At 63.6% G+C, this 18,100-nt stretch carries 23 protein-coding genes; 11 read left to right on the top strand and 12 right to left on the bottom strand.

Going from position 1 to position 18,100, the window contains the following annotated elements:
- The first annotated feature begins 132 nt into the window (after positions 1-132).
- The gene (locus AMS69_RS16605) at positions 133-396 is read left to right on the top strand and encodes a hypothetical protein (protein ID WP_053969180.1); all 264 of its coding nucleotides are present in this window, start codon (positions 133-135) and stop codon (positions 394-396) included.
- A 54-nt stretch (positions 397-450) separates the two neighbouring features.
- Positions 451-2,604, top strand: a complete 2,154-nt coding sequence (locus AMS69_RS16610) for a thioredoxin domain-containing protein (RefSeq protein WP_053969181.1) — start codon at positions 451-453, stop codon at positions 2,602-2,604.
- 3 nt (positions 2,605-2,607) lie between these two features.
- Here AMS69_RS16610 and AMS69_RS16615 read toward each other — a convergent pair whose 3' ends face one another.
- From AMS69_RS16615 to AMS69_RS16625, 3 genes are all read right to left on the bottom strand, one after another.
- Positions 2,608-2,997, bottom strand: coding sequence for a thioredoxin family protein (locus AMS69_RS16615; protein ID WP_053969182.1), 390 nt, complete (start codon positions 2,995-2,997; stop codon positions 2,608-2,610).
- Between the two features lie 110 nt (positions 2,998-3,107).
- Entirely contained in the window at positions 3,108-5,261 is a 2,154-nt protein-coding gene (locus tag AMS69_RS16620; RefSeq protein WP_053969183.1) for a beta-glucosidase, read from the bottom strand.
- Positions 5,262-5,302: 41 nt separating this feature from the next.
- Complete coding sequence (locus tag AMS69_RS16625; RefSeq protein ID WP_053969184.1) at positions 5,303-7,006, bottom strand: histidine kinase N-terminal 7TM domain-containing protein; 1,704 nt, start codon at positions 7,004-7,006, stop codon at positions 5,303-5,305.
- An 80-nt stretch (positions 7,007-7,086) separates the two neighbouring features.
- Here AMS69_RS16625 and AMS69_RS16630 point away from each other — a divergent pair, with 80 nt between their 5' ends.
- Together AMS69_RS16630 and AMS69_RS16635 are read left to right on the top strand one after the other, a co-directional pair.
- Complete coding sequence (locus AMS69_RS16630) at positions 7,087-7,356, top strand: DUF5827 family protein (protein ID WP_053969185.1); 270 nt, start codon at positions 7,087-7,089, stop codon at positions 7,354-7,356.
- Positions 7,353-8,177 (top strand): ATPase, encoded by an 825-nt coding sequence (locus AMS69_RS16635; RefSeq protein WP_053969186.1) that lies wholly within the window; start codon positions 7,353-7,355, stop codon positions 8,175-8,177. The genes AMS69_RS16630 and AMS69_RS16635 overlap by 4 nt, the downstream gene beginning before the upstream one ends.
- A gap of 6 nt (positions 8,178-8,183) precedes the next feature.
- Here the strand turns inward: AMS69_RS16635 and AMS69_RS16640 are convergent, their stop codons facing one another.
- A complete protein-coding gene (locus tag AMS69_RS16640; RefSeq protein ID WP_053969187.1) occupies positions 8,184-8,759 on the bottom strand; it encodes an MBL fold metallo-hydrolase in 576 nt (191 codons plus the stop codon).
- A gap of 122 nt (positions 8,760-8,881) precedes the next feature.
- On the opposite strand from AMS69_RS16640, the gene AMS69_RS16645 reads away from it, so the two are divergent.
- The 5 genes from AMS69_RS16645 to AMS69_RS16660 all read left to right on the top strand — a co-directional run bounded on the left by AMS69_RS16645 (position 8,882) and on the right by AMS69_RS16660 (position 11,791).
- Positions 8,882-9,466 (top strand): response regulator transcription factor, encoded by a 585-nt coding sequence (locus AMS69_RS16645; RefSeq protein WP_053969188.1) that lies wholly within the window; start codon positions 8,882-8,884, stop codon positions 9,464-9,466.
- Positions 9,467-9,476: 10 nt separating this feature from the next.
- Positions 9,477-10,136: an RAD55 family ATPase gene (locus tag AMS69_RS16650; RefSeq protein WP_053969305.1), complete on the top strand. Its 660-nt coding sequence runs from the start codon at positions 9,477-9,479 to the stop codon at positions 10,134-10,136.
- A gap of 82 nt (positions 10,137-10,218) precedes the next feature.
- Positions 10,219-10,962 (top strand): FAD-dependent thymidylate synthase, encoded by a 744-nt coding sequence (gene thyX, locus AMS69_RS16655; RefSeq protein ID WP_053969189.1) that lies wholly within the window; start codon positions 10,219-10,221, stop codon positions 10,960-10,962.
- A gap of 198 nt (positions 10,963-11,160) precedes the next feature.
- The gene (locus AMS69_RS20320) at positions 11,161-11,334 is read left to right on the top strand and encodes a DUF7556 family protein (protein ID WP_154021034.1); all 174 of its coding nucleotides are present in this window, start codon (positions 11,161-11,163) and stop codon (positions 11,332-11,334) included.
- 52 nt (positions 11,335-11,386) lie between these two features.
- Positions 11,387-11,791, top strand: a complete 405-nt coding sequence (locus AMS69_RS16660) for a translation initiation factor IF-2 subunit beta (RefSeq protein WP_014040534.1) — start codon at positions 11,387-11,389, stop codon at positions 11,789-11,791.
- Here the strand turns inward: AMS69_RS16660 and AMS69_RS16665 are convergent, their stop codons facing one another.
- From AMS69_RS16665 to AMS69_RS16690, 6 genes are all read right to left on the bottom strand, one after another.
- A complete protein-coding gene (locus AMS69_RS16665; protein ID WP_004515550.1) occupies positions 11,792-11,971 on the bottom strand; it encodes a DUF7836 family putative zinc-binding protein in 180 nt (59 codons plus the stop codon).
- Positions 11,972-12,044: 73 nt separating this feature from the next.
- On the bottom strand, positions 12,045-13,013 hold the full coding sequence (locus AMS69_RS16670) for a transcription initiation factor IIB (RefSeq protein ID WP_053969190.1): 969 nt from the start codon (positions 13,011-13,013) through the stop codon (positions 12,045-12,047).
- A 477-nt stretch (positions 13,014-13,490) separates the two neighbouring features.
- Positions 13,491-13,793, bottom strand: a complete 303-nt coding sequence (locus AMS69_RS16675; RefSeq protein WP_053969191.1) for a hypothetical protein — start codon at positions 13,791-13,793, stop codon at positions 13,491-13,493.
- Positions 13,794-13,848: 55 nt separating this feature from the next.
- Positions 13,849-14,124, bottom strand: a complete 276-nt coding sequence (locus AMS69_RS16680) for an ArsR/SmtB family transcription factor (protein ID WP_014040537.1) — start codon at positions 14,122-14,124, stop codon at positions 13,849-13,851.
- A gap of 200 nt (positions 14,125-14,324) precedes the next feature.
- Positions 14,325-14,846 carry a fasciclin domain-containing protein gene (locus AMS69_RS16685; RefSeq protein ID WP_053969192.1) on the bottom strand — a complete coding sequence of 174 codons (522 nt, stop codon included), beginning with the start codon at positions 14,844-14,846 and terminating at the stop codon, positions 14,325-14,327.
- A gap of 74 nt (positions 14,847-14,920) precedes the next feature.
- Positions 14,921-15,205, bottom strand: a complete 285-nt coding sequence (locus AMS69_RS16690) for a DUF357 domain-containing protein (RefSeq protein ID WP_053969193.1) — start codon at positions 15,203-15,205, stop codon at positions 14,921-14,923.
- Between the two features lie 101 nt (positions 15,206-15,306).
- Between AMS69_RS16690 and AMS69_RS16695 the strand changes: the two genes are divergently transcribed.
- Together AMS69_RS16695 and AMS69_RS16700 are read left to right on the top strand one after the other, a co-directional pair.
- Positions 15,307-16,356 carry an NAD(P)/FAD-dependent oxidoreductase gene (locus AMS69_RS16695; protein ID WP_053969194.1) on the top strand — a complete coding sequence of 350 codons (1,050 nt, stop codon included), beginning with the start codon at positions 15,307-15,309 and terminating at the stop codon, positions 16,354-16,356.
- 62 nt (positions 16,357-16,418) lie between these two features.
- Positions 16,419-16,706, top strand: a complete 288-nt coding sequence (locus AMS69_RS16700; protein ID WP_014040541.1) for a DUF7545 family protein — start codon at positions 16,419-16,421, stop codon at positions 16,704-16,706.
- Between the two features lie 16 nt (positions 16,707-16,722).
- Here AMS69_RS16700 and AMS69_RS16705 read toward each other — a convergent pair whose 3' ends face one another.
- Both AMS69_RS16705 and AMS69_RS16710 read right to left on the bottom strand, forming a co-directional pair.
- On the bottom strand, positions 16,723-17,382 hold the full coding sequence (locus tag AMS69_RS16705) for a 2,5-diamino-6-(ribosylamino)-4(3H)-pyrimidinone 5'-phosphate reductase (RefSeq protein WP_053969195.1): 660 nt from the start codon (positions 17,380-17,382) through the stop codon (positions 16,723-16,725).
- 38 nt (positions 17,383-17,420) lie between these two features.
- Positions 17,421-17,885 carry a hypothetical protein gene (locus AMS69_RS16710; protein ID WP_053969196.1) on the bottom strand — a complete coding sequence of 155 codons (465 nt, stop codon included), beginning with the start codon at positions 17,883-17,885 and terminating at the stop codon, positions 17,421-17,423.
- Positions 17,886-18,100 lie beyond the last annotated feature (215 nt).

Genomic DNA, 18,100 nt, shown 5'->3' on the forward strand with positions numbered 1-18,100 from the left:
CTCTCACGTAAGTATTGTCTTTTCGCCGGTTTTCGCTGACTGTGGCGGTCGTTTCTGTTCGGGCCCGCTCATGTGCAAGTCGCCGGATGGAGACCGGGAGCTACTTTACCCGACCGTCTGACAGACGGGTACATGTCCCCTCCCCGCCCATTCATCAACCCCGCAACAGGAGAGCTAGACACGACCCAGATCCTCTCGGAGGCCGTTCCGCTCGCGAAGCTCATCGGCGTGTTCGTTGCTGGGAGCCTCCCCCTCTATGCCATCGCGATCTTCGGCGCGGAGAACTCCGCACTGGGTGCATTACTGGCCCTGTTCGGTGATTTCATCCTCGCCGTCGGAGCCGGTGTCGTCCTTATGTACGTCATCGCCCGTGGAATCCGGCTGGCCGGCGAGTGAGTCGTCGCTGCCAGCGTCGCGTTCCTTTTCACCGCGGCGCTCCCAGCCACGGGTATGAGCGACGCCACGGACCCGACGGCCCGAAACCGACTCGACGAGGCGGAAAGCCCGTATCTCCGCCAGCACGCGGACAATCCCGTCAACTGGCAGCCCTGGGACGAGACAGCCCTAGAGGCCGCAGAGGAGCGGGACGTGCCCATCTTCCTCTCTATCGGCTACGCGGCGTGTCACTGGTGTCACGTCATGGAGGAGGAGAGCTTCGAGGACGAGGAAATTGCCGAACAACTCAACGAACACTTCGTCCCGATAAAGGTCGACCGCGAGGAGCGACCGGACCTCGACTCCGTGTACATGAGCATCTGCCAGCAGGTCACCGGCGGCGGCGGGTGGCCGCTGTCGGCTTGGCTCACGCCCGAGGGCGAGCCGTTCTACGTTGGGACGTACTTCCCGCCAGAGGAAAAGCGCGGCCAGCCGGGCTTTGGCGACCTGCTCCAGCGCCTTTCGGACTCGTGGTCGGACCCCGAACAGCGTGAGGAGATGGAAAACCGTGCCCGGCAGTGGACCGAGGCCATCGAGAGCGACCTCGAAGCGACGCCCGCCAACCCAGAGGACCCCGCCGAGGACATCATCCAGACCGCTGGCACGATTGCCCACCGCGGGGCCGACCGACAGGACGGCGGCTGGGGTTCCGGCGGGCCGAAGTTCCCACAGAACGGGCGACTGCACGCACTGCTACGAGCATCCGCCGACGGCGGTCAAGAGGACTATCTCAACGTCGTGGAGGAGACGCTCGACGTGATGGCCGACCGGGGGCTGTACGACCACGTCGGCGGCGGCTTCCACCGCTACGCGACGGACCAGCAGTGGGCGGTCCCGCACTTCGAGAAGATGCTGTACGACAACGCCGAGATTCCCCGTGCCTTCCTCGCCGGCTACCAGGCCATCGGCTCGGAGCGGTACGCCTCGGTCGTCCGGGAGACCTTCGAGTTCGTCCAGCGCGAACTCCAACACCCCGACGGGGGCTTTTTCAGTACGCTCGACGCCGAGAGCGCACCGCCTGATGACCCCGACGGCGAGACCGAAGAAGGGCTGTTCTACGTCTGGACGCCCGAGCAGGTCCGCGACGCCGTCGACGACGAGACGGACGCCGAGATTTTCTGTGACTACTTCGGCGTCACGGAGCGGGGGAACTTCGAGGGGGCGACGGTGCTGGCCGTCCGGAAGCCGGTCGCTGTGCTGGCCGAGGAGTACGACCAGAGCGAAGACGAAATCACGGCGACCCTCCAACGGGCGTTAAACGAGACCTTCGAGGCCAGAAAGAGCCGACCGCGACCGGCCCGCGACGAGAAGGTCCTGGCCGGCTGGAACGGCCTGATGATTCGTGCGCTCGCAGAGGGGGCTATCGTTCTCGACGACCAGTATGCCGACGTGGCCGCCGACGCGCTCTCGTTCGTCCGGGAGCACCTGTGGGACGCCGAGGCGGGGCGGCTCAATCGCCGATACAAGGACGGTGACGTAGCCATCGACGGCTACCTGGAGGACTACGCGTTCCTCGGCCGCGGCGCGCTGACGCTGTTCGAGGCCACCGGCGACATCGAACACCTCGCGTTCGCAATGGACCTCGGACAGGCCATCACGGAGGCGTTCTGGGACGACGAGCAGGGGACCCTGTTTTTCACCCCGACCGGCGGCGAATCGCTGGTCGCACGGCCACAGGAACTGACCGACCAGTCGACGCCGTCCAGCACTGGCGTCGCCGTCGACCTCCTGCTGTCGCTGTCGCATTTCAGCGACGGCGACCGCTTCGAAAGCGTGGCCGAGCGGGTCCTCAGGACCCACGCCGACCGCGTCTCCTCGAACCCGCTCCAGCACGCCTCGCTCACGCTGGCGACGGACACCTACGAGCAGGGCGCGCTGGAACTCACCCTTGTCGGCGATCAGTCGGACTACCCGACGGAGTGGCCGGAGACACTCGCCGAGCGGTACGTTCCGCGCCGTCTGCTGGCCCACCGACCGGCCGACGAGAGTCGCTTCGAGCAGTGGCTCGAAACACTGGAACTGGACGATTCACCGCCGATCTGGGCCGGCCGCGAGCAAGTCGATGAGCGGCCAACGGTGTACGCCTGCCGGAACTTCGCCTGTTCGCCGCCGAAACACGACCTCGGGACGGCGTTAGACTGGGGCGCGGGAACTGACGACGCGGAGTAAGAATCAGGCCATTTCGGCTTCGATTTTGTCGGCGAGATACACCGCGATAGGGACCGGCTCCTCCTCGACGAACCGGGCTATCTCCTCGCCATTGTGTTCGACGACGACGGTCGGGATGAGTTCGATGTCGTACGCCTCGACCTCCGGGCCGGTCTTCGAGCCGTCCTCCTCCTTTTCTACGGGGTAGTGGTGGACCTGTTCGTCGGGTACACCCGCGGCTTTCAGGGCCGCCCCGAAGTCGGGGAGCTGTGCCCGGCAGTCCTTGCACCAGTCGCCGCCCCATATCTTGTACTCGAACTCGTCGGCGTAGCGCGTGAGAATGTCGACAGTGTCGGAGTAGGCGTCTTCGACCCACACCGGATTCGGCTCCATGGTTTCGAGCGTCTGACTCATGACCGGCTATATGTATCCGGGGGGCTTGAAATCCCCGGCCACGGACTCCCCGATTCAGACGGGCTTCAGCGGAAAGAGCCGCGTTTCAGCCGAGGCAAAGACCGGACACGCTACCGGTCGACCGTCACAGTCGTCCGAATGTCCCGCGACGACCGCCCGATCTCGATTGTGTACGTTCCGCTGTCGACCGTCCACCCGGAGTCGGAGGCGTACCGAGAGAACGCGAGATCGTCCAGTGTCAGTGTCACCGTCTGTCGTTCGCCGGCGTCCAACTGCACAGCCGTGAACCCGGCGAGTTCGCGCACGGGGCGGTCAGCGTCCTCGACAGACGGCGGTCGGACGTAAGCCTGAACGACCTCCCGGCCCGGCCTGTCAGCGACGTTCTCGACAGCGACTGCGACGGTCTGCTCCGCTGTAGGTTCGGCATCGCCGTATTCGAATGTCGCATACGAGTGCCCGTGGCCGAACGGGTAGGTCGGGTCAACCTCCGCGTCGTCGAAGTGCCGGTAGCCGACAAAGACGCCCTCGTCGTAGTGGGCTTGTTCGTCGACGCCGGGGTAGCGGCGTTCGGCTCCTGCAGTCGGGTACTGGCTTTCTGGGGCGAACGTCACCGGGAGCCGGCCGCTGGGGTCGCGGTCGCCGTAGAGGACGGTTGCCGCCGCGTCACCGTCCGCCTGTCCGGGGTACCACTGTTCGATGATCGCGGCCACGTCCTCCCGCCAAGGGAGTTCCACGGGGCCGCCAGACCTGACGACGACGACGGTGTTCTCGTTGGCGGCCGCGACGGCCGAGACGAGTTCGTCCTGCCGGCCCGGCAGTTCAAGCGACTCTCGATCACGGGCCTCCGTCGTTGCATCGCGGACAAACACGACGGCGACATCGGCTGCCGCGGCCGCGTCGACAGCGTCCTCAAGCGAGGGGTCCCGTCGGTCGGAGTCCGCGGCCGTCCCGTCGGCATCGTCGTCACCGACGAACGGCAGGAGGTCGAACAGCGAGACGGACTCGATCTGTGGGACGCCAAACGCGGTCGTGACTGCGCCCTCGGCGCGAGATTCGATTCCTTCGGCTGGCGACACCGAGTGGACCGGCGTCGTCTCGGAGGAGCCACCACCGCCGAGTTTCGGCTCGTCGATGTTTGGCCCGATAACAGCTACGTCCGCCCCATCCGCTAGCGGCAGGACGCCGTCGTTGTCGAGCAGTACCGTCCCGCGGGCTGCCACGTCCGACGCAATATCGCGGTGGCGCTGACTGTCGATTTCACCAGCCTCGTCGTCGCTTTCACCGTCTTCGGAAGCAGTCCGGCTGCCGTCAAGTCGCCCGAAGCGATCCATCTGGCCGAGAACCCGCCGGGCCATGTCGTCCAGCCGGTCGGCTGGAACCTGGCCGCTGTCGATGGCCTCCGCGAGCGGGTCACCGAACAGGCCCGCGCGTGTCGCGTCCGGGATGCCGTCCGGCCACTCGAACTCCTCGTCATCCGCGGTGTCGCTATCGCCGGCTTCCGCTGTGCCGGGGGCCGCTACGCCGGGCATCTCCACATCTAGGCCTGCGTTGGCCGCGCCGACAGTACTCTCCAGTCCGTACCAGTCCGAGACGACGTAGCCGTCGAACCCCCACTGGCCTTTGAGCACGTCACCGACGAGGCGCTCGTGGTCACTCATGTGCGTGCCGTTCACTCGGTTGTACGCCGTCATCACCGAGCCGACGCCGGCGTCAACGGCCGAACGGAACGGCGGGAGGTACAGCTCCCGGAGCGTCCGCTCGTCCACCTCGGCGCTGACGGTCGTGCGGTGGGTCTCCTGGTTGTTAGCGACGAAGTGTTTCACCGTGGCGACGACATCAGCGGACTGGATGCCGTCGATAAGGCCGGCTCCGACAGTGCCGGCGTGGACGGGGTCTTCGGAGAGGTATTCGAAATTGCGGCCACACTGCGGGACCCGGATGACGTTCACGCCGGGCGCGAGCAACGCGTCCTGTCCGAGCGCCATCGCTTCGCGGCCCATCGCCGCGCCCTGTCGCCGGGCCAGGTCGGTGTCGAACGTCGCTGCCGTCGCAATCGACGCGGGAAAGGCGGTCGCACGATGGCCCTCTGCTCGGATGCCGAGCGGTCCGTCAACGAGACGAAAGGGTGGAATCCCGGCCTCGTCGACGCCCGAGAGGTACCCTGTCGCCGTGCCCTCCGGATCAGTTGCACCGCGAACGAGCGCGAGTTTCTGTGCGCGGGACAGCCGGGCGAGCAGCGCTTCGATGTGGTCCTCATCAGCCATACCGAAGGTCACGGCCGGGCGGGCCTTAGACTGTCGACTGGCTATGACGCCGACTCGGGCCGTCGCGCGGATTCCGCTCCGAGTCCCGAGACGACGAGTTTCGCGCCGCCGGATCGGCTTTCCGTCATCTCGACGTCCCACCCGTGGGACTTGACGACGTGCTGGACGATTGCCAGTCCGAGGCCGGTCCCCGACTCGGAACTGGTGACGCCGTGCGTGAATATCTCCTCTCGTTTCTCGGGTGGGACGCCGGGTCCGTTGTCGGCGATTGCGAACCCTTCGGGGGTGGTGTCGACGCGTATCGTCACTGCCCTGGCCGCGGCGTCGTCCGACCGCCCGCCCGCGGCTCCGTGCTCCACACTGTTCCGAACCACGTTCTCGAACAGTTGCAGGAGCTGATCACGGTCGCCGACAATCTCCCTGTCGCCGTCGATCTGCAGCGCCGCCTCGCCGGTGTCAACGTGACCCCAGGCCGCCTTCGCCAGCGCCGAAAGCCGTAGCTCGACCCGGTCGGTCGTCTGCTCGTCGCGGGCGAAGGCGAGGACCTCGTCGATGAGGCTACTCATCCGTTCGTGGGCTTTCTCCACACGGTCGAACTCCTCGGGGTCGTTCCGCTCCCGAGCCAGCGCCAGCCGGCCGGAAGCCACGCTCAGCGGGTTCCGCAGGTCGTGTGAGAGGACGGCGGCGAACTGGTCGAGCTGTTGGTTCCGGCGTTCGAGCTCCCGCTGGCGCTCCTTCTGGTCGGTGATTTCGTGGACGAGGAACACGCGCCCGACCAGGGCGTCGCGGGAATCGTACAGCGGGGAGAGCTGCACGTCGAAAAAGCGGTCGCTGTGTTCGATGACGGTCTGCGTTTCCGCTATCTCGTCGTCCAGACAGCGGACCTTTTCGAGTAGCTCGGGCAACGTTTCGAGGGCGTCATCGGCCGACTGCCCGATCACGGACTCGTCCTCGAGGAGCCGACGCCCGGCATCGTTGGCCTCGATTATCGTATCGTTCGTGTCGACGACGAACACGGCGCTGTTGAGCGACTCGACGACCTCGCGGTAGGCGACCGGCGAGATGTCAAGCAGCCGTCCCCTGAAAAACGCCCACGAGAGGACGAGGCCGGTTCCGCCGACCAGCAGTGGCGTGAGCGCGATGTCGGTGTCCGCGAAGGTGCTGACGACGCTGCCGAACCACGGGAGGAACACGGACAGCAGGACCGCGTAGACCTGCTTTCGGTACAGGTCCCCGGAGACGAGCGCGTAGTGGATGATGAGCGCGCTCGAGGCCGCGATGAGCGCGTACGAGTAGACGAGGTGGCCCCAAAACACCGGCCCGAGAGCGAGTTCCCAGCCGTACATGCCCGCGTCGGTCGGGCCGGAGACGCTGTATATCAGCCCGTCGGGGCCGAGCAGGAGCGCGCCGAAGAACGCGATGGGCTCGACGGACAGGAGCGCGTACGTCCGCGGCCCGAGGAACCGCTCTTTCCCGGTGTAGGCCAGCGCGAACACGAACAGACCCCCGACGGCGACGACCACGCCGACGAACACGGTGTGGGCCCAGACCAGCGCCAGTTCGGTGCCGCGGGTGAAGATGCCGGCCGCGACGGATGCGGTCCAGACGACGAGCCCGGCGAGCAACACCGAGAGCGCGGTCCCGCCGGTGTAGTCGCGCCGCCCCCAGGCGTAGACTGACAGCGTCCCGACGACGACGGCCACGACCAGCAGGAGAAAGGCGTAGACGACGAGCAGCGTGGCCATTAGCGTACACTCCGCCCGGACGAGTAAATGGGTTCCGCCGGTTCGAGGGATTTACCCACCCGCTCGGCATACCAGCAGGTATGCCTGTCGACAAGCAGGAGTTCGACGAGATACTGTCGTTCGAACTCCACGAACCTGCGGACATTCTCGACGCCGACAAACTGTACACGATCCCGGAAATCGCCCGTCTCCTGCAGGGGCTCCCGGCAGACGCCGAACTCAGCGAGGCCAACGAATCGGTGTTCATCGACTGGGCCATCCCGTGGATGATCTTTAATCAGGATGCCCTCGTGATCGCCGACCCGCAGGACGACGACGTGGTCGGACTGTACGGTCTTGCCGAGTCATGAATCTCCTTGTCGCCGGCAGCGACCGCGTCGACGCGGGCAAGACCACGTTCAGCGTCGGCCTGCTGGAACGGACCAGCGCCCAGGGGTTCAAGCCCAGGGCGGGCAACAACTACTGGTTCGACCACGACGACTATCAGCGAGCGACGACCGACGGGCGGCTGTACGGCAAGGACGCCAAGCGCCTCGCGGCCGCGTCCCCGGGCGACACGGTCCCCGAGGAGATCAACCCGATTCACCGCCTGTGGCATCCCTCGCCGGGGGCGGAAACTGGCCTCCTCGGCAAGGAGAACCAGCAGTTCGTCGTCGACCGGGTCGGTCGCCCGAGTTCCGAGACGGGCGTCGAGTACGTCGTCAACGGGACCGTCGACCTGCCCGACTCCGTCGCCGACCGGCTCCCGCTGGCCGACGCGCCGCGGGTCACCTCGGTGGCCGATTTCAACGACCTGATGCGCGTGATGCACGTCGAAGCACTGGACTCCCTCGCAGCAGATATCGAGTCGGCCGACCGGGCGGTCGTCGAGTCCTACGGCGACGTGGCCCGGCCGCTGTCAGGTATCGAACCCGACGCCGTGGCCGTCGTCGAACCGGGCCGAGCGCGTATCTACGACGGCGAGCGGTACGCCAAGGCCTGTCAGATTGCCACCGGCGGCCCCGGCGACGGCCAGCTGGAGGAACGGGTGCCGAACGTTGTCGACCTCATCGAGCAGGTCGCGGCAGTACGGCTACCCGCGCTCGACAGCGAACAGCGCAGTGACCCGGCGGCCGTCGCCGATGCCTACGACCACGCCTACGACGCGCTGCTGGCCTGTGCGTTCGACTGAGCGCGGTCAGAACTTCGCGGCTTGCAGCGCCAGTTCGATGTCCTGATACGGCGCGTCGGTAACGCTCGGTCCGTGGCCGGTGTGCATCTCCCCTAGGTCCTCGTCGACAACCGACAGCACCCGGTCGATGCTCTCGACGAGCAGGTCCCGGTCCCCTTCGTCGAGGTCGGTCCGGCCGAAGCTCCCGTTGGCGAAGACGAGGTCGCCGGCGAACAGGACGCCGGCGTCGGCCGAGTAAAAGCAGAGGTGGTCGTTCTTGTGGCCGGGCGTGTGCAGCGCCCGGTAGTCGTGGTCACCGAGCTGTATCGTCTCGTTGTCGTCGATAGCGTGCTCGATGCCGTCTTGCTCCGTGTCGTAGCCGTACACCGGCACGTCGAACGCGTCGACGACGCTGTCGAGGTTCTCGACGTGATCGTAGTGGGTGTGGGTGACAGCAATGGCGTCGATATCGTCGACGCGCTCTTGGACAGACGACACCACGTCGAACTCGTTCCCGACATCGACCAGAACCGTTCGGTCTCCGGTGACGAGGAACACGTTGCTGGTGAAGGCCTGTTGCCCACGGGCGAGATTTTGAATCATTACCCGCCTATTTGCTGTCATGCCGGATGTGGGTATCGTTCTGTCAGCGGTCGAGACGCGCTGCACGCCCGCACCCACAGGGCTATGTACGTGGATATGCAAACGGGGGATAGTAGAACATCATGTCAGATTCGGACCTACCTGTAGTGCTTATCGTCGAAGACGAACCAGACGTTGCCGAGACGTACAAACTGTGGCTGCAACAGGAGTACGAGGTCCGCATGGCACAGAACGGCGACGAGGGCCTAGAGCAACTGGACGCGGATGTCGACGTCGTCTTGCTCGACCGGATGATGCCCGGACTCTCGGGGGACGAAGTGCTGGAGCGCATTCGGGAACGTAATCTGGGCTGTCGGGTGGCGATGGTCACCGCCGTCGAGCCGGACTTCGATATTCTGGAGATGGGCTTTGACGCATATCTCTCGAAGCCGATCCGGAGCGAACAGCTCCACGAAACGGTCGACAATCTGCTGGACCGCTCCGAGTACGACTCCCTGCTACAGGAGTACTACGCGCTCGTCGAGAAGCAGGCAACGCTCGAAGCGACGAAGTCGAGCGCGGAACTGGCGGAGAGCGACCAGTACGACGAACTGACACAGAAAGTCGCGGAGATGCGAGACGATCTCTCGGATACACTCGGTGGCATCGAAGACGACTCCGATTTCATCGCAACGCTTCGCGGACTGAGCAACGATGAAGACAACTGAGCGACAAACAATGTATGATCTCACCTCAGTACTAGAGTTCGATGCGCTCAGTGAGGTCCGGCCAGGATCCAGTATCCTGATCTCCGGCCCGGCAATGAGCGGGAAGGACCGGCTTGCATACGATATTCTCGCCGACGGTCTACGCGAGGGGGACGGCGCGGTGGTCGTGACGACCGGTGACGGCGCAGGCAGCGTCATCGAGGAGTTCCGGTCCCTCGTTCCCGACCTCGACGACTCCCAGCTCGGTGTCATCGACTGTCGCGGCGAGGGTGGCACGGACGAGGAGGCAATCGGCAACGCCCACGCACACCACGTCTCTTCGCCCGGGGACCTCACGGGCATTGGTATCGGCATCACGAAGGCGCTAGAGGGGCTGCACAACGCCGGCAACGAGCAAGGTCGACTGGCCCTCGTCTCGCTGTCGACGATGTTGACCTACACGGACAAGAAGACCGTCTTCAAGTTCTGTCACGTGCTGTCCTCGCGGCTGGACTCCGCGGGCTACATCGGTGTGTTCACCATCGACTCGGGCGCCCATGACGACCAGACCCTGCAGGTCATCAAGCAGGCGTTCGACGGGATGATCGACGTGCGCGACGCCGAGGGTGGCGGCCGAGAGGCCCGCGTGCTTGGCCTCGCCGGCGAGCCGACCGACTGGCAGGACATCTGAGTACGGAGCCATCTACAGGAGGTCCGAACGCCCTGCCGGCCCGGGAAGGAAGTATTTTGCCGCTCCGGGACACCCACCCGATATGGACGTAAAGCTGCTCGAAGCGACAGACGACCCCGAGGATCTCATCTGCAAGGCAGCACGCAACGACTACAGCGACACCTCCGTCGGCAGCCAGTCGTTCGAAGCGACGATGGCTGAGGTCGACGGGGATACCCTCGACGACAAAAAGGAGACGCTCATCGGGCATCTGCTCGACCACGGCCACTTCGGTCCCTTCGAACACGCGCAGGCCACTTTCGCCGTCGAAGGCGTCTCCCGCTCCTGTATGGCTCAGATCACCCGGCACCGACACGTCTCCTTCGACGTGCAGTCGATGCGGTACGTCTCCTTCGACGACGTGGACCCCGAAGCCGTCCGGGAGGGCGAACTGGTCGTGACGCCACCGTCCGCGACGGACCCGGACTGGATCGGCCGGAACCAGCAGAAAGCGAGCGTCTCCGACGAGGAGTTCGAGAAGCGCACGGAGGTATTCAAAGACACCATCGAGCAGGCGGTCGAGTCGTATCAGGAACTGCTCGAACTCGGAATGCCGCCGGAGGACGCCCGGTTCGTGCTGCCGATCGGTACCAAGGTGAACATCGTGATGTCGATGAACGCCCGGATGCTGATGCACGTCGCGGATATGCGAGCCGCGGCGGACGCACAGTGGGAAATCCGGGAGATGACAGAGGAGATGCTTGACCTGGCGGCCGACTGGTGTCCCAAGACCTTCGAGTACTACGAACGGGAGATGAAGGGACGCAAGAACCGGCTCGCACCCTGACGGCGTCGGCCCTTCTCACAGCGGTTCAGGGCAGCCGGCGTTGCTCGTTGGAATCGACAATCGTTGAATCGACCTTGATACTCACAACGGCAATAGCAAGACACAAGTCGTTTTGTTGCGTAACTGGTCGGATTCCAGAGTATCAAAAGACGAAACGAGTACGACACATTCATTACCGCACATCCTAGATGAACAATTGTGTCTTACGAGGTTGAACGTCCCACCCGTCGGTCGGGAACTGCGTCTGATGTGATGTGTGCTGTCGACGATGTCGACGGCCAGCAGCGGTTCGTCATCGCCGATATTGCCCACGATGACACCTGGATTTCGATGGTAGCGGACGAGACCTGTACACTTACAGCCTGGCGATAGCGGACGACCACTGGCTGAAAAGTTTTTGGTGGCTGCTCTGTGACGTTGGAGTATGGAATACGACGATATGCTTGACCGGGCGATGGAGGAAACGCCCGAGATCGACGGCACAAGTGAACGGTTCGAGGTCCCGGACCCGGATGTCCGACAGGAAGGGAACGTCACCGTCTACGAGAACTTCCAGTCGACGTGTTCCCGGCTCGGACGCGAGGACGACCACGTGATGAAGTTCCTCCAGAACGACCTCGGGACGAGCGGCCACATCGACGAGAGCGGTCGGGCACGCCTAACCGGCGAGTTCGACGCCGACCGTATCGAAGCGTCCATCGACGAGTACGTCGACGAGTTCGTCCTCTGCTCGGAGTGTGGACTGCCGGACACGCAACTGGAACGGGAACAGGGTGCGCTGTTGCTCCGCTGTGAGGCGTGTGGCGCACGCTCGGCGACGAGCGAGTAGTTACTGCAGTCCTTTCAGCGTCTGCAAGTCGTTTTCCGTGCGGGTAAAAACAGCGAGCCGATGGCTCGCGTGACAGTTCGGGCAGTGGAACGTCGTGTCGTGTCGCGGCAAATCTGTCGGCGTCGACTCCCAGTCTTTCTTACACTCGGGACAGAGCAATCGCACGTACGCTTCTTCCATGTATGTTACTCACACACATATCCGATGATTAAAAGCCTTGGCGTCTCCCCATCAGTCTGCCTTCACCCGGGCATCAGGCCGGGAGGTCCTCGGCTTCGAGGAGTTCCTTGTATCGGTTTCGGATCGTCACTTCGGAGATGTCGGCGACATCGCTGACCTGACTCTGTGTGACTTTCTCGTTTGTCAGCAACGCAGCGGCGTAGACGGCCGCAGCGGCGATGCCGACCGGCGACTTGCCGGAAAGCATCCCGGACTGACGAGCGCCTTCGACGAGGTCGCGGGCCTGCCGTTGGGTCTCCTCCGAGAGGTCGAGATCCGAGATGAACCGCGGAAGGTAGTGTTCCGGGTCCGCTGGCTGGACTTCGAGGCTGAGTTCCCGGACGATATAGCGGTAGGTCCGTGTGAGCTCCATCTTTTCGACGCGGGAGACGCGGGCCATCTCGTCGAGCGACCGGGGGTTGCCGGCCATGCGAGCGGCCGCGTACAGCGCGGACGTGGCGACGCCCTCGATGGAACGGCCCGGGAGCAGGTCGTCACCGAGCGCTCGGCGGTAGATGACGCTGGCCGTCTCGCGGACGTTCTGGGGAAGCCCCAGTGCAGAGGCCATCCGGTCGATTTCGCCAAGCGCCTGCTTGAGGTTGCGCTCCTTGGAGTCGCGGGTCCGGAACCGCTCGTTCCAGGTGCGGAGCCGTTGCATCTTCTGGCGCTGTTCGCTGGAGAGGGAGCGGCCATACGCGTCCTTGTTCTGCCAGCCGATGTTCGTCGAGAGGCCCTTATCGTGCATCATGTTCGTCGTCGGCGCGCCGACGCGGGACTTGCGATCCTTCTCGGCGGAGTTGAACGCCCGCCATTCCGGTCCGCGGTCAATCTCGTCCTCTTCGATGACCAGTCCACAGTCTTCACAGACTGTTTCGCCGTGCTCGGCGTCGGTAACGACGTTGCCACTGCATTCGGGACAGGTCTCTACAGCCTCCTGTTCCGTCGGTTCGCTTATTTTCTCGTCTCGTTCTCGTGTGCTTGTCCGCGTTGTTGATTCACTCATGATTGGGAGTCCTGTTCTGCCGGGTGCAGAAATTTTAATACTGTTTAGGGAATTGCCTTACCCTATAGTTAGTTCGTAAAGTATATAAATCTTTCGCCGATGTCTCGCTCGAACCGCGATACAACGCCATGATAGGGTTCACCATGGCTCGCTGTAGGGGTATATAATTTTGACGGTCGTCTCCGACTCCCGTGTGTAACGCACAACCGGGAGACTGCAACACCGTGTGACTCTGTCGGTGTACTGCAGAACAACCGCCCGCCTTCCTACGACAGTCACCCCGATTCAGTCGGGAACAGCGAGTGGGTCCCGAAATTACCGGGTCAGTGGGAGTCACAGTGTGGTTCCGCACATCGTGGGGGGGTGATGAGGTGTAAAGAACGATGTTACCAGTCGCCACAGTTTAGTTACATATACATTCCAGATACGTACATCAAGGACGGTGACACCCCGTTTGGGAAGTATCGCGACGAGCGCTCAATCGAGCGAGATCCACGCCAGAAACAGCAGCCCACCCAGTTCCAGTATCGCGACAAACGTCATCGCGCGGCCGGCCACAGGGGCGGCGTTTCGTAACAACACGGCGACCTCCGGATCAAGCACATAGTAGTAGACAGACAGGCAGTTCTCGGCGAGCAACAGGCACCCGAAAACCGTCAGTCCGAGTGCGTGTTTCGAGCCCACCGACAGGTAGTTGCGGGCCCAGACAGACAGCAACGCAAGCAGCACCAGGACGTTGAGCGCGGACGCGACACTTGCCGCGGTCATCCAGACTGCCATCTGTCCCCTCCTATGCCGGCTCGTGGTAAAACTCCATGCTCGATTTCAGCCATTATCACTCGATCTCCGCAATGATTTCTTCGATGGTGTCCCAGTACTGTTCGGTCCTGTCCGTCAGCGTGTAGACGGAGCCGTAGTCGCCGCCGGTGTTGTCGACGACGCCATTGTCCAACAACACGTCGAGGTGATGTCGGACAGTCTTGTAGTCGAGGTCGAGGTCCTCCGCGAGTTGATTGGCATTCCGGGGCCGCCGCTTGAGGGCCTTGAGGATACGGGCTCTGTTTGGCCCCCCACGGGTCCCGGAAAGAACATACCAGAGGACACCCTCCATCACCGGACTCAACTCTTCGGGCACACGTATATCCTCTGGCCAAATCCATGAGGGCTGCCGACGACCGAAGCCCGGGCGGCTATGCATCAGCGGACGCAGCGAGACCCGGTTTGATGCGGCTGAACAAACGGGAGGGGGTCGTCAGAGGAGGGCCGTCCTGGTTTGCTGTCATAACCACGCAAACTGTGGTGTGCGCCGGGCTATGGAAGCAAGACACCGGTGCCATCGACGTTGTCGCCGTTGATGGCGTGAATGTATCCGTTCGAGGCTTCGATGTTCGTTTGGGCGATGGCCGCCTGGCCGCCGTTGAGGACGGTCCCGTCCACATCTATTTGCGCTCCGTTGAGTGTCGGCACCTGGTCGGAGGTAGTGACTGACTCGGCGTCGCGACGGCCCGGTGCCACGTGGTACGTGAGGATTTCGGCGAGGTCGTCTCGTTCCAAGAGTTTGTCCTTGCTAATACCTAAGACGCGCAGCAAGTTTTCGAACGCCGTATTGGTCGGCGCAAACACGGTCAGTTGTCTGTTTCCGTCGAGTGTCGCCACAAGGCCTGCTTCGCTCAGTGCCTCAACCAAAATCGTGAATCGGTCGTCATTCGAGGCAATGTCGGCAATTGTCTCGCCGTCTCTCGGCGGCGCGGCACTCGCGGCACCGACGCACCCGACTGCGACTGCTGTTCCGGCACCGATACTCCGTAGGATACCGCGTCTGGTCCGTTTCATGGAAACGCAAGCGATTTGGAGGGCTGGTGACACTTAACCGGTTTCCGAACTGGGACCCAAATCAGACCATAGTTTCAGACAGTGAATAGGTGACCCTCGGTCGGCACATCGAAAAGCCCGATGCGTGCGCCCGCGTCCAGCCACGCGTGCCCGTACGAAAACGACGCCAGCGCGTTCACGAGGTCGTCGTCGTCTCGAAAGTGACGCCCATCTTCAAGATACGACGACGCCATCTCCTCGCACTCCAGAGCGGCGTCGTACATCGGCGTTCCGTCTGGAGGGGCGACTGATGCCGCGTCAAGTGCTTCGGCAAGCAGTCCCTCGTACCGGTCGGTCTTCTCTTCGAGATCGGCGGCCATACCCACAGCGAGCGGCGGCAGCGGCCTAAGCGTGTCGTCACGGTTCGAGTTCGGCGCACGACAACACAAGCTAAATACGGCCTGGTAGTCTAACTTGGCTAATGACAGAATCGGTCGAACACCGACGACTCATCGTCGCTGGCACGGGCGCAGCAGGACTGACAGCGGCCATCTACGCCGCCAGAAGCAACAACGACCCACTCGTTCTAGAAGGCGATGAACCGGGCGGGCAGCTCACGCTGACCAGCGAAGTCGAGAACTTCCCCGGCTTCCCCGAGGGTCTCTCCGGTCCAGACCTTATCAACAACATGAAAGAGCAGGCCCAGCGCTTCGGCGCTGAACTCGAACACGGTATCGTCGCCGACATCGACGACAGCGAACGGCCGTTCCGCGTGGAACTGTCGAACGGCGACGTCTACACCTGCGACGCCTTCATCGCCGCCTCCGGAGCCAGCGCCCGGACGCTGGGCGTTCCCGGCGAGGACGAACTGATGGGCTATGGTGTCTCGACGTGTGCGACCTGTGACGGCGCGTTCTTCCGCGGCGAGGACATGCTCGTCGTCGGCGGCGGCGACGCGGCCATGGAGGAGGCCCACTTCCTCACGAAGTTCGCCGACACCGTCTACATCGCACACCGCCGCGAGGAGTTCCGCGCCGAGGACTACTGGATCGACCGCGTCCAGCAGAAAGTCGACGCGGGCGAAATCGAGATCATGCGGAACACCGAACTGCTGGAAATGCATGGCTCCCCCGAGGACGGGGTTGACCACGTCACCCTCGCACGGAACGACGAGGGCTATCCCAGCGAGAAGCTCGACGACGACGGGACCGAAACCTTCGACTTCGATGTGGGCGCTGTCTTCATCGCTATCGGCCACACGCCGAACACCGACTATCTCGAAGACACCGGCGTCGAACTGGACGACACCGGCTACATCCAGACCCACGGCGGCACCGGCGGCGACCAGACCGCCACCGACGTCGACGGAATCTTCGGTGCTGGCGACGTGGTCGACTACCACTACCAGCAGGCCGTCACCGCGGCCGGGATGGGCTGTAAGGCCGCCATCGACGCCGACGAGTACCTCGAAGCACAGGCCGAGGCCGCCGCCGAGGCGGAGTCCGAAGCCGCTGCGGAAGCCGACGACTAGGGCACCTCTTTCTCCAGTCCCACATCCACAGACCCTTTAGGATAGCCCCCGGAGTGAACGGCATGGCAACCGACACTGTCACGCTGACTATCGACGACGGCGAGGAGACCGACGAACTCACAGTTCCGAGCGAACTCGTGGATATCCTCCGAGAGTCGCCCGAGGAGACGGACCCGCAGGTCGTCGGCGACATTGCAATGTTCGGCATGACCCAGCGGATTCACAGCGCTGTCCACCACGCGCAGGGCGAGCCGGACGAGCAGATCGTCGCGCTCGAAGAGGAAACCAGCGAGCTGTTCGAGGAGCGCTTCGGCCAGTCCTTCGCCGAACTGACCGGCCACGACCACTAATTCTGCCGGCCAGTTCTCAGAATTGCCAGTGTAGTACCACTCCGTCGTCAAGCCGCTGGACGTCGGCCAGCTCCGGCTCCGGGAAGTCCTCGATGAAGCCGTCGCCGTCGGCCAGCGTCGGCGCGTCCCGGCCGCCGATGACCTTCGGACCGACGTAGACGAACAGGTCGTCGACCAGCGCCTCCTCAAGCAGGCCGAAGATGAGTTCGCCGCCGCCTTCGACCATGAGCTGGTCGATGCCGTCGCCTTCAAGCTTCGCGAGCGTCGTCGTGAGGTCGACACGGTCCTCGCCAGCGGCGATAACGTACGCGCCAGCGTCTTCCATCTCCTCGATGAAGTCCGGCGGCGCGGCTTCGCTGACGAGGAGGTAGGTCTGGGCGCGGTCGTCAAGCACCGTTGCGTCCGGTGGCGTTCGGATGCGGGAGTCGGCGACGACGCGCGCGGGGTTCTCCGGGTCGCCACGCTCGACCCGGGCGGCGCGGCGGTCGGGGTCATCGATAGTCAGTGAGGGGTCGTCGGCGAGAATCGTGCCGACACCGACCATCACGGCGTCGCTGTCGGCCCGAAGCTGGTCGACGCGGTCGAAATCGTCCGGGCCGGAGATGGCGATCTGTTCGCGGCGGCGGGAGGAGAGCTTCCCGTCGACACTCATGGCGGCGTTGACGACGACGTGCATACTCGTTCGTGCCGGTGATACGTCAAACGGCTTTTGGGTTACGTTCGGGAGGAGGTCGTCTCGGGGCGCTTGGAGAGCTTTCGGACGTCGAGTTTCTTGACGGTGCCGTCGGCGGTTTGCAGCTTCAACACCGTCTTGTTCAGTACCAGCTCCGCGACGTCAAGCGTTACTTCGCTGGTCCAGCCCCGGAGTCTGACCATCCCTTCCTCGTCGATTTCAAGGAACGTCCGCGGCTTGCGCTGGGTGCCCATCGTCCACTCCTCGTCGCCGACAGAGAGTTCCTGCCCGCCGCTTTCCGTCCAGCGGAACACGCAGGCGAACTGCTCGCGGGGTTGGTCGGCGCGGTCGTGATCGACCCGCGTCCACTGCTCGAAGTCGACGCCGAAATGGGCGGCCCACAGTTCCAGATACTCGAAGTCGAACTTCTTTTTGCCGTCGTTGTTCCGACCGCTCCGCCAGATGACGTGAGCCGCAGATGGTTTCGACCCGAACAGACTGCCCATAGTCAGGACCTCCGGTATCCGCGTTCGGTATCAGGTCCGATATTTTCCTTCCCGGTTAGCTTGACAGGCCCAGTAACGAGAAATTCAGCCGTCTGGAACACACTAACTCGGTCAGAGAGCATACACTGAGAGATTGCAGTATCACAAATAAGAATTTTGGGCGATTTCAAACAGGTTGTCGACGGCCGTGCCCGCGAGGGCCGGCCGAAAACGCT

The sequence above is a fragment of the Haloarcula rubripromontorii genome, from assembly GCF_001280425.1.
Classification (GTDB): domain Archaea; phylum Halobacteriota; class Halobacteria; order Halobacteriales; family Haloarculaceae; genus Haloarcula; species Haloarcula rubripromontorii.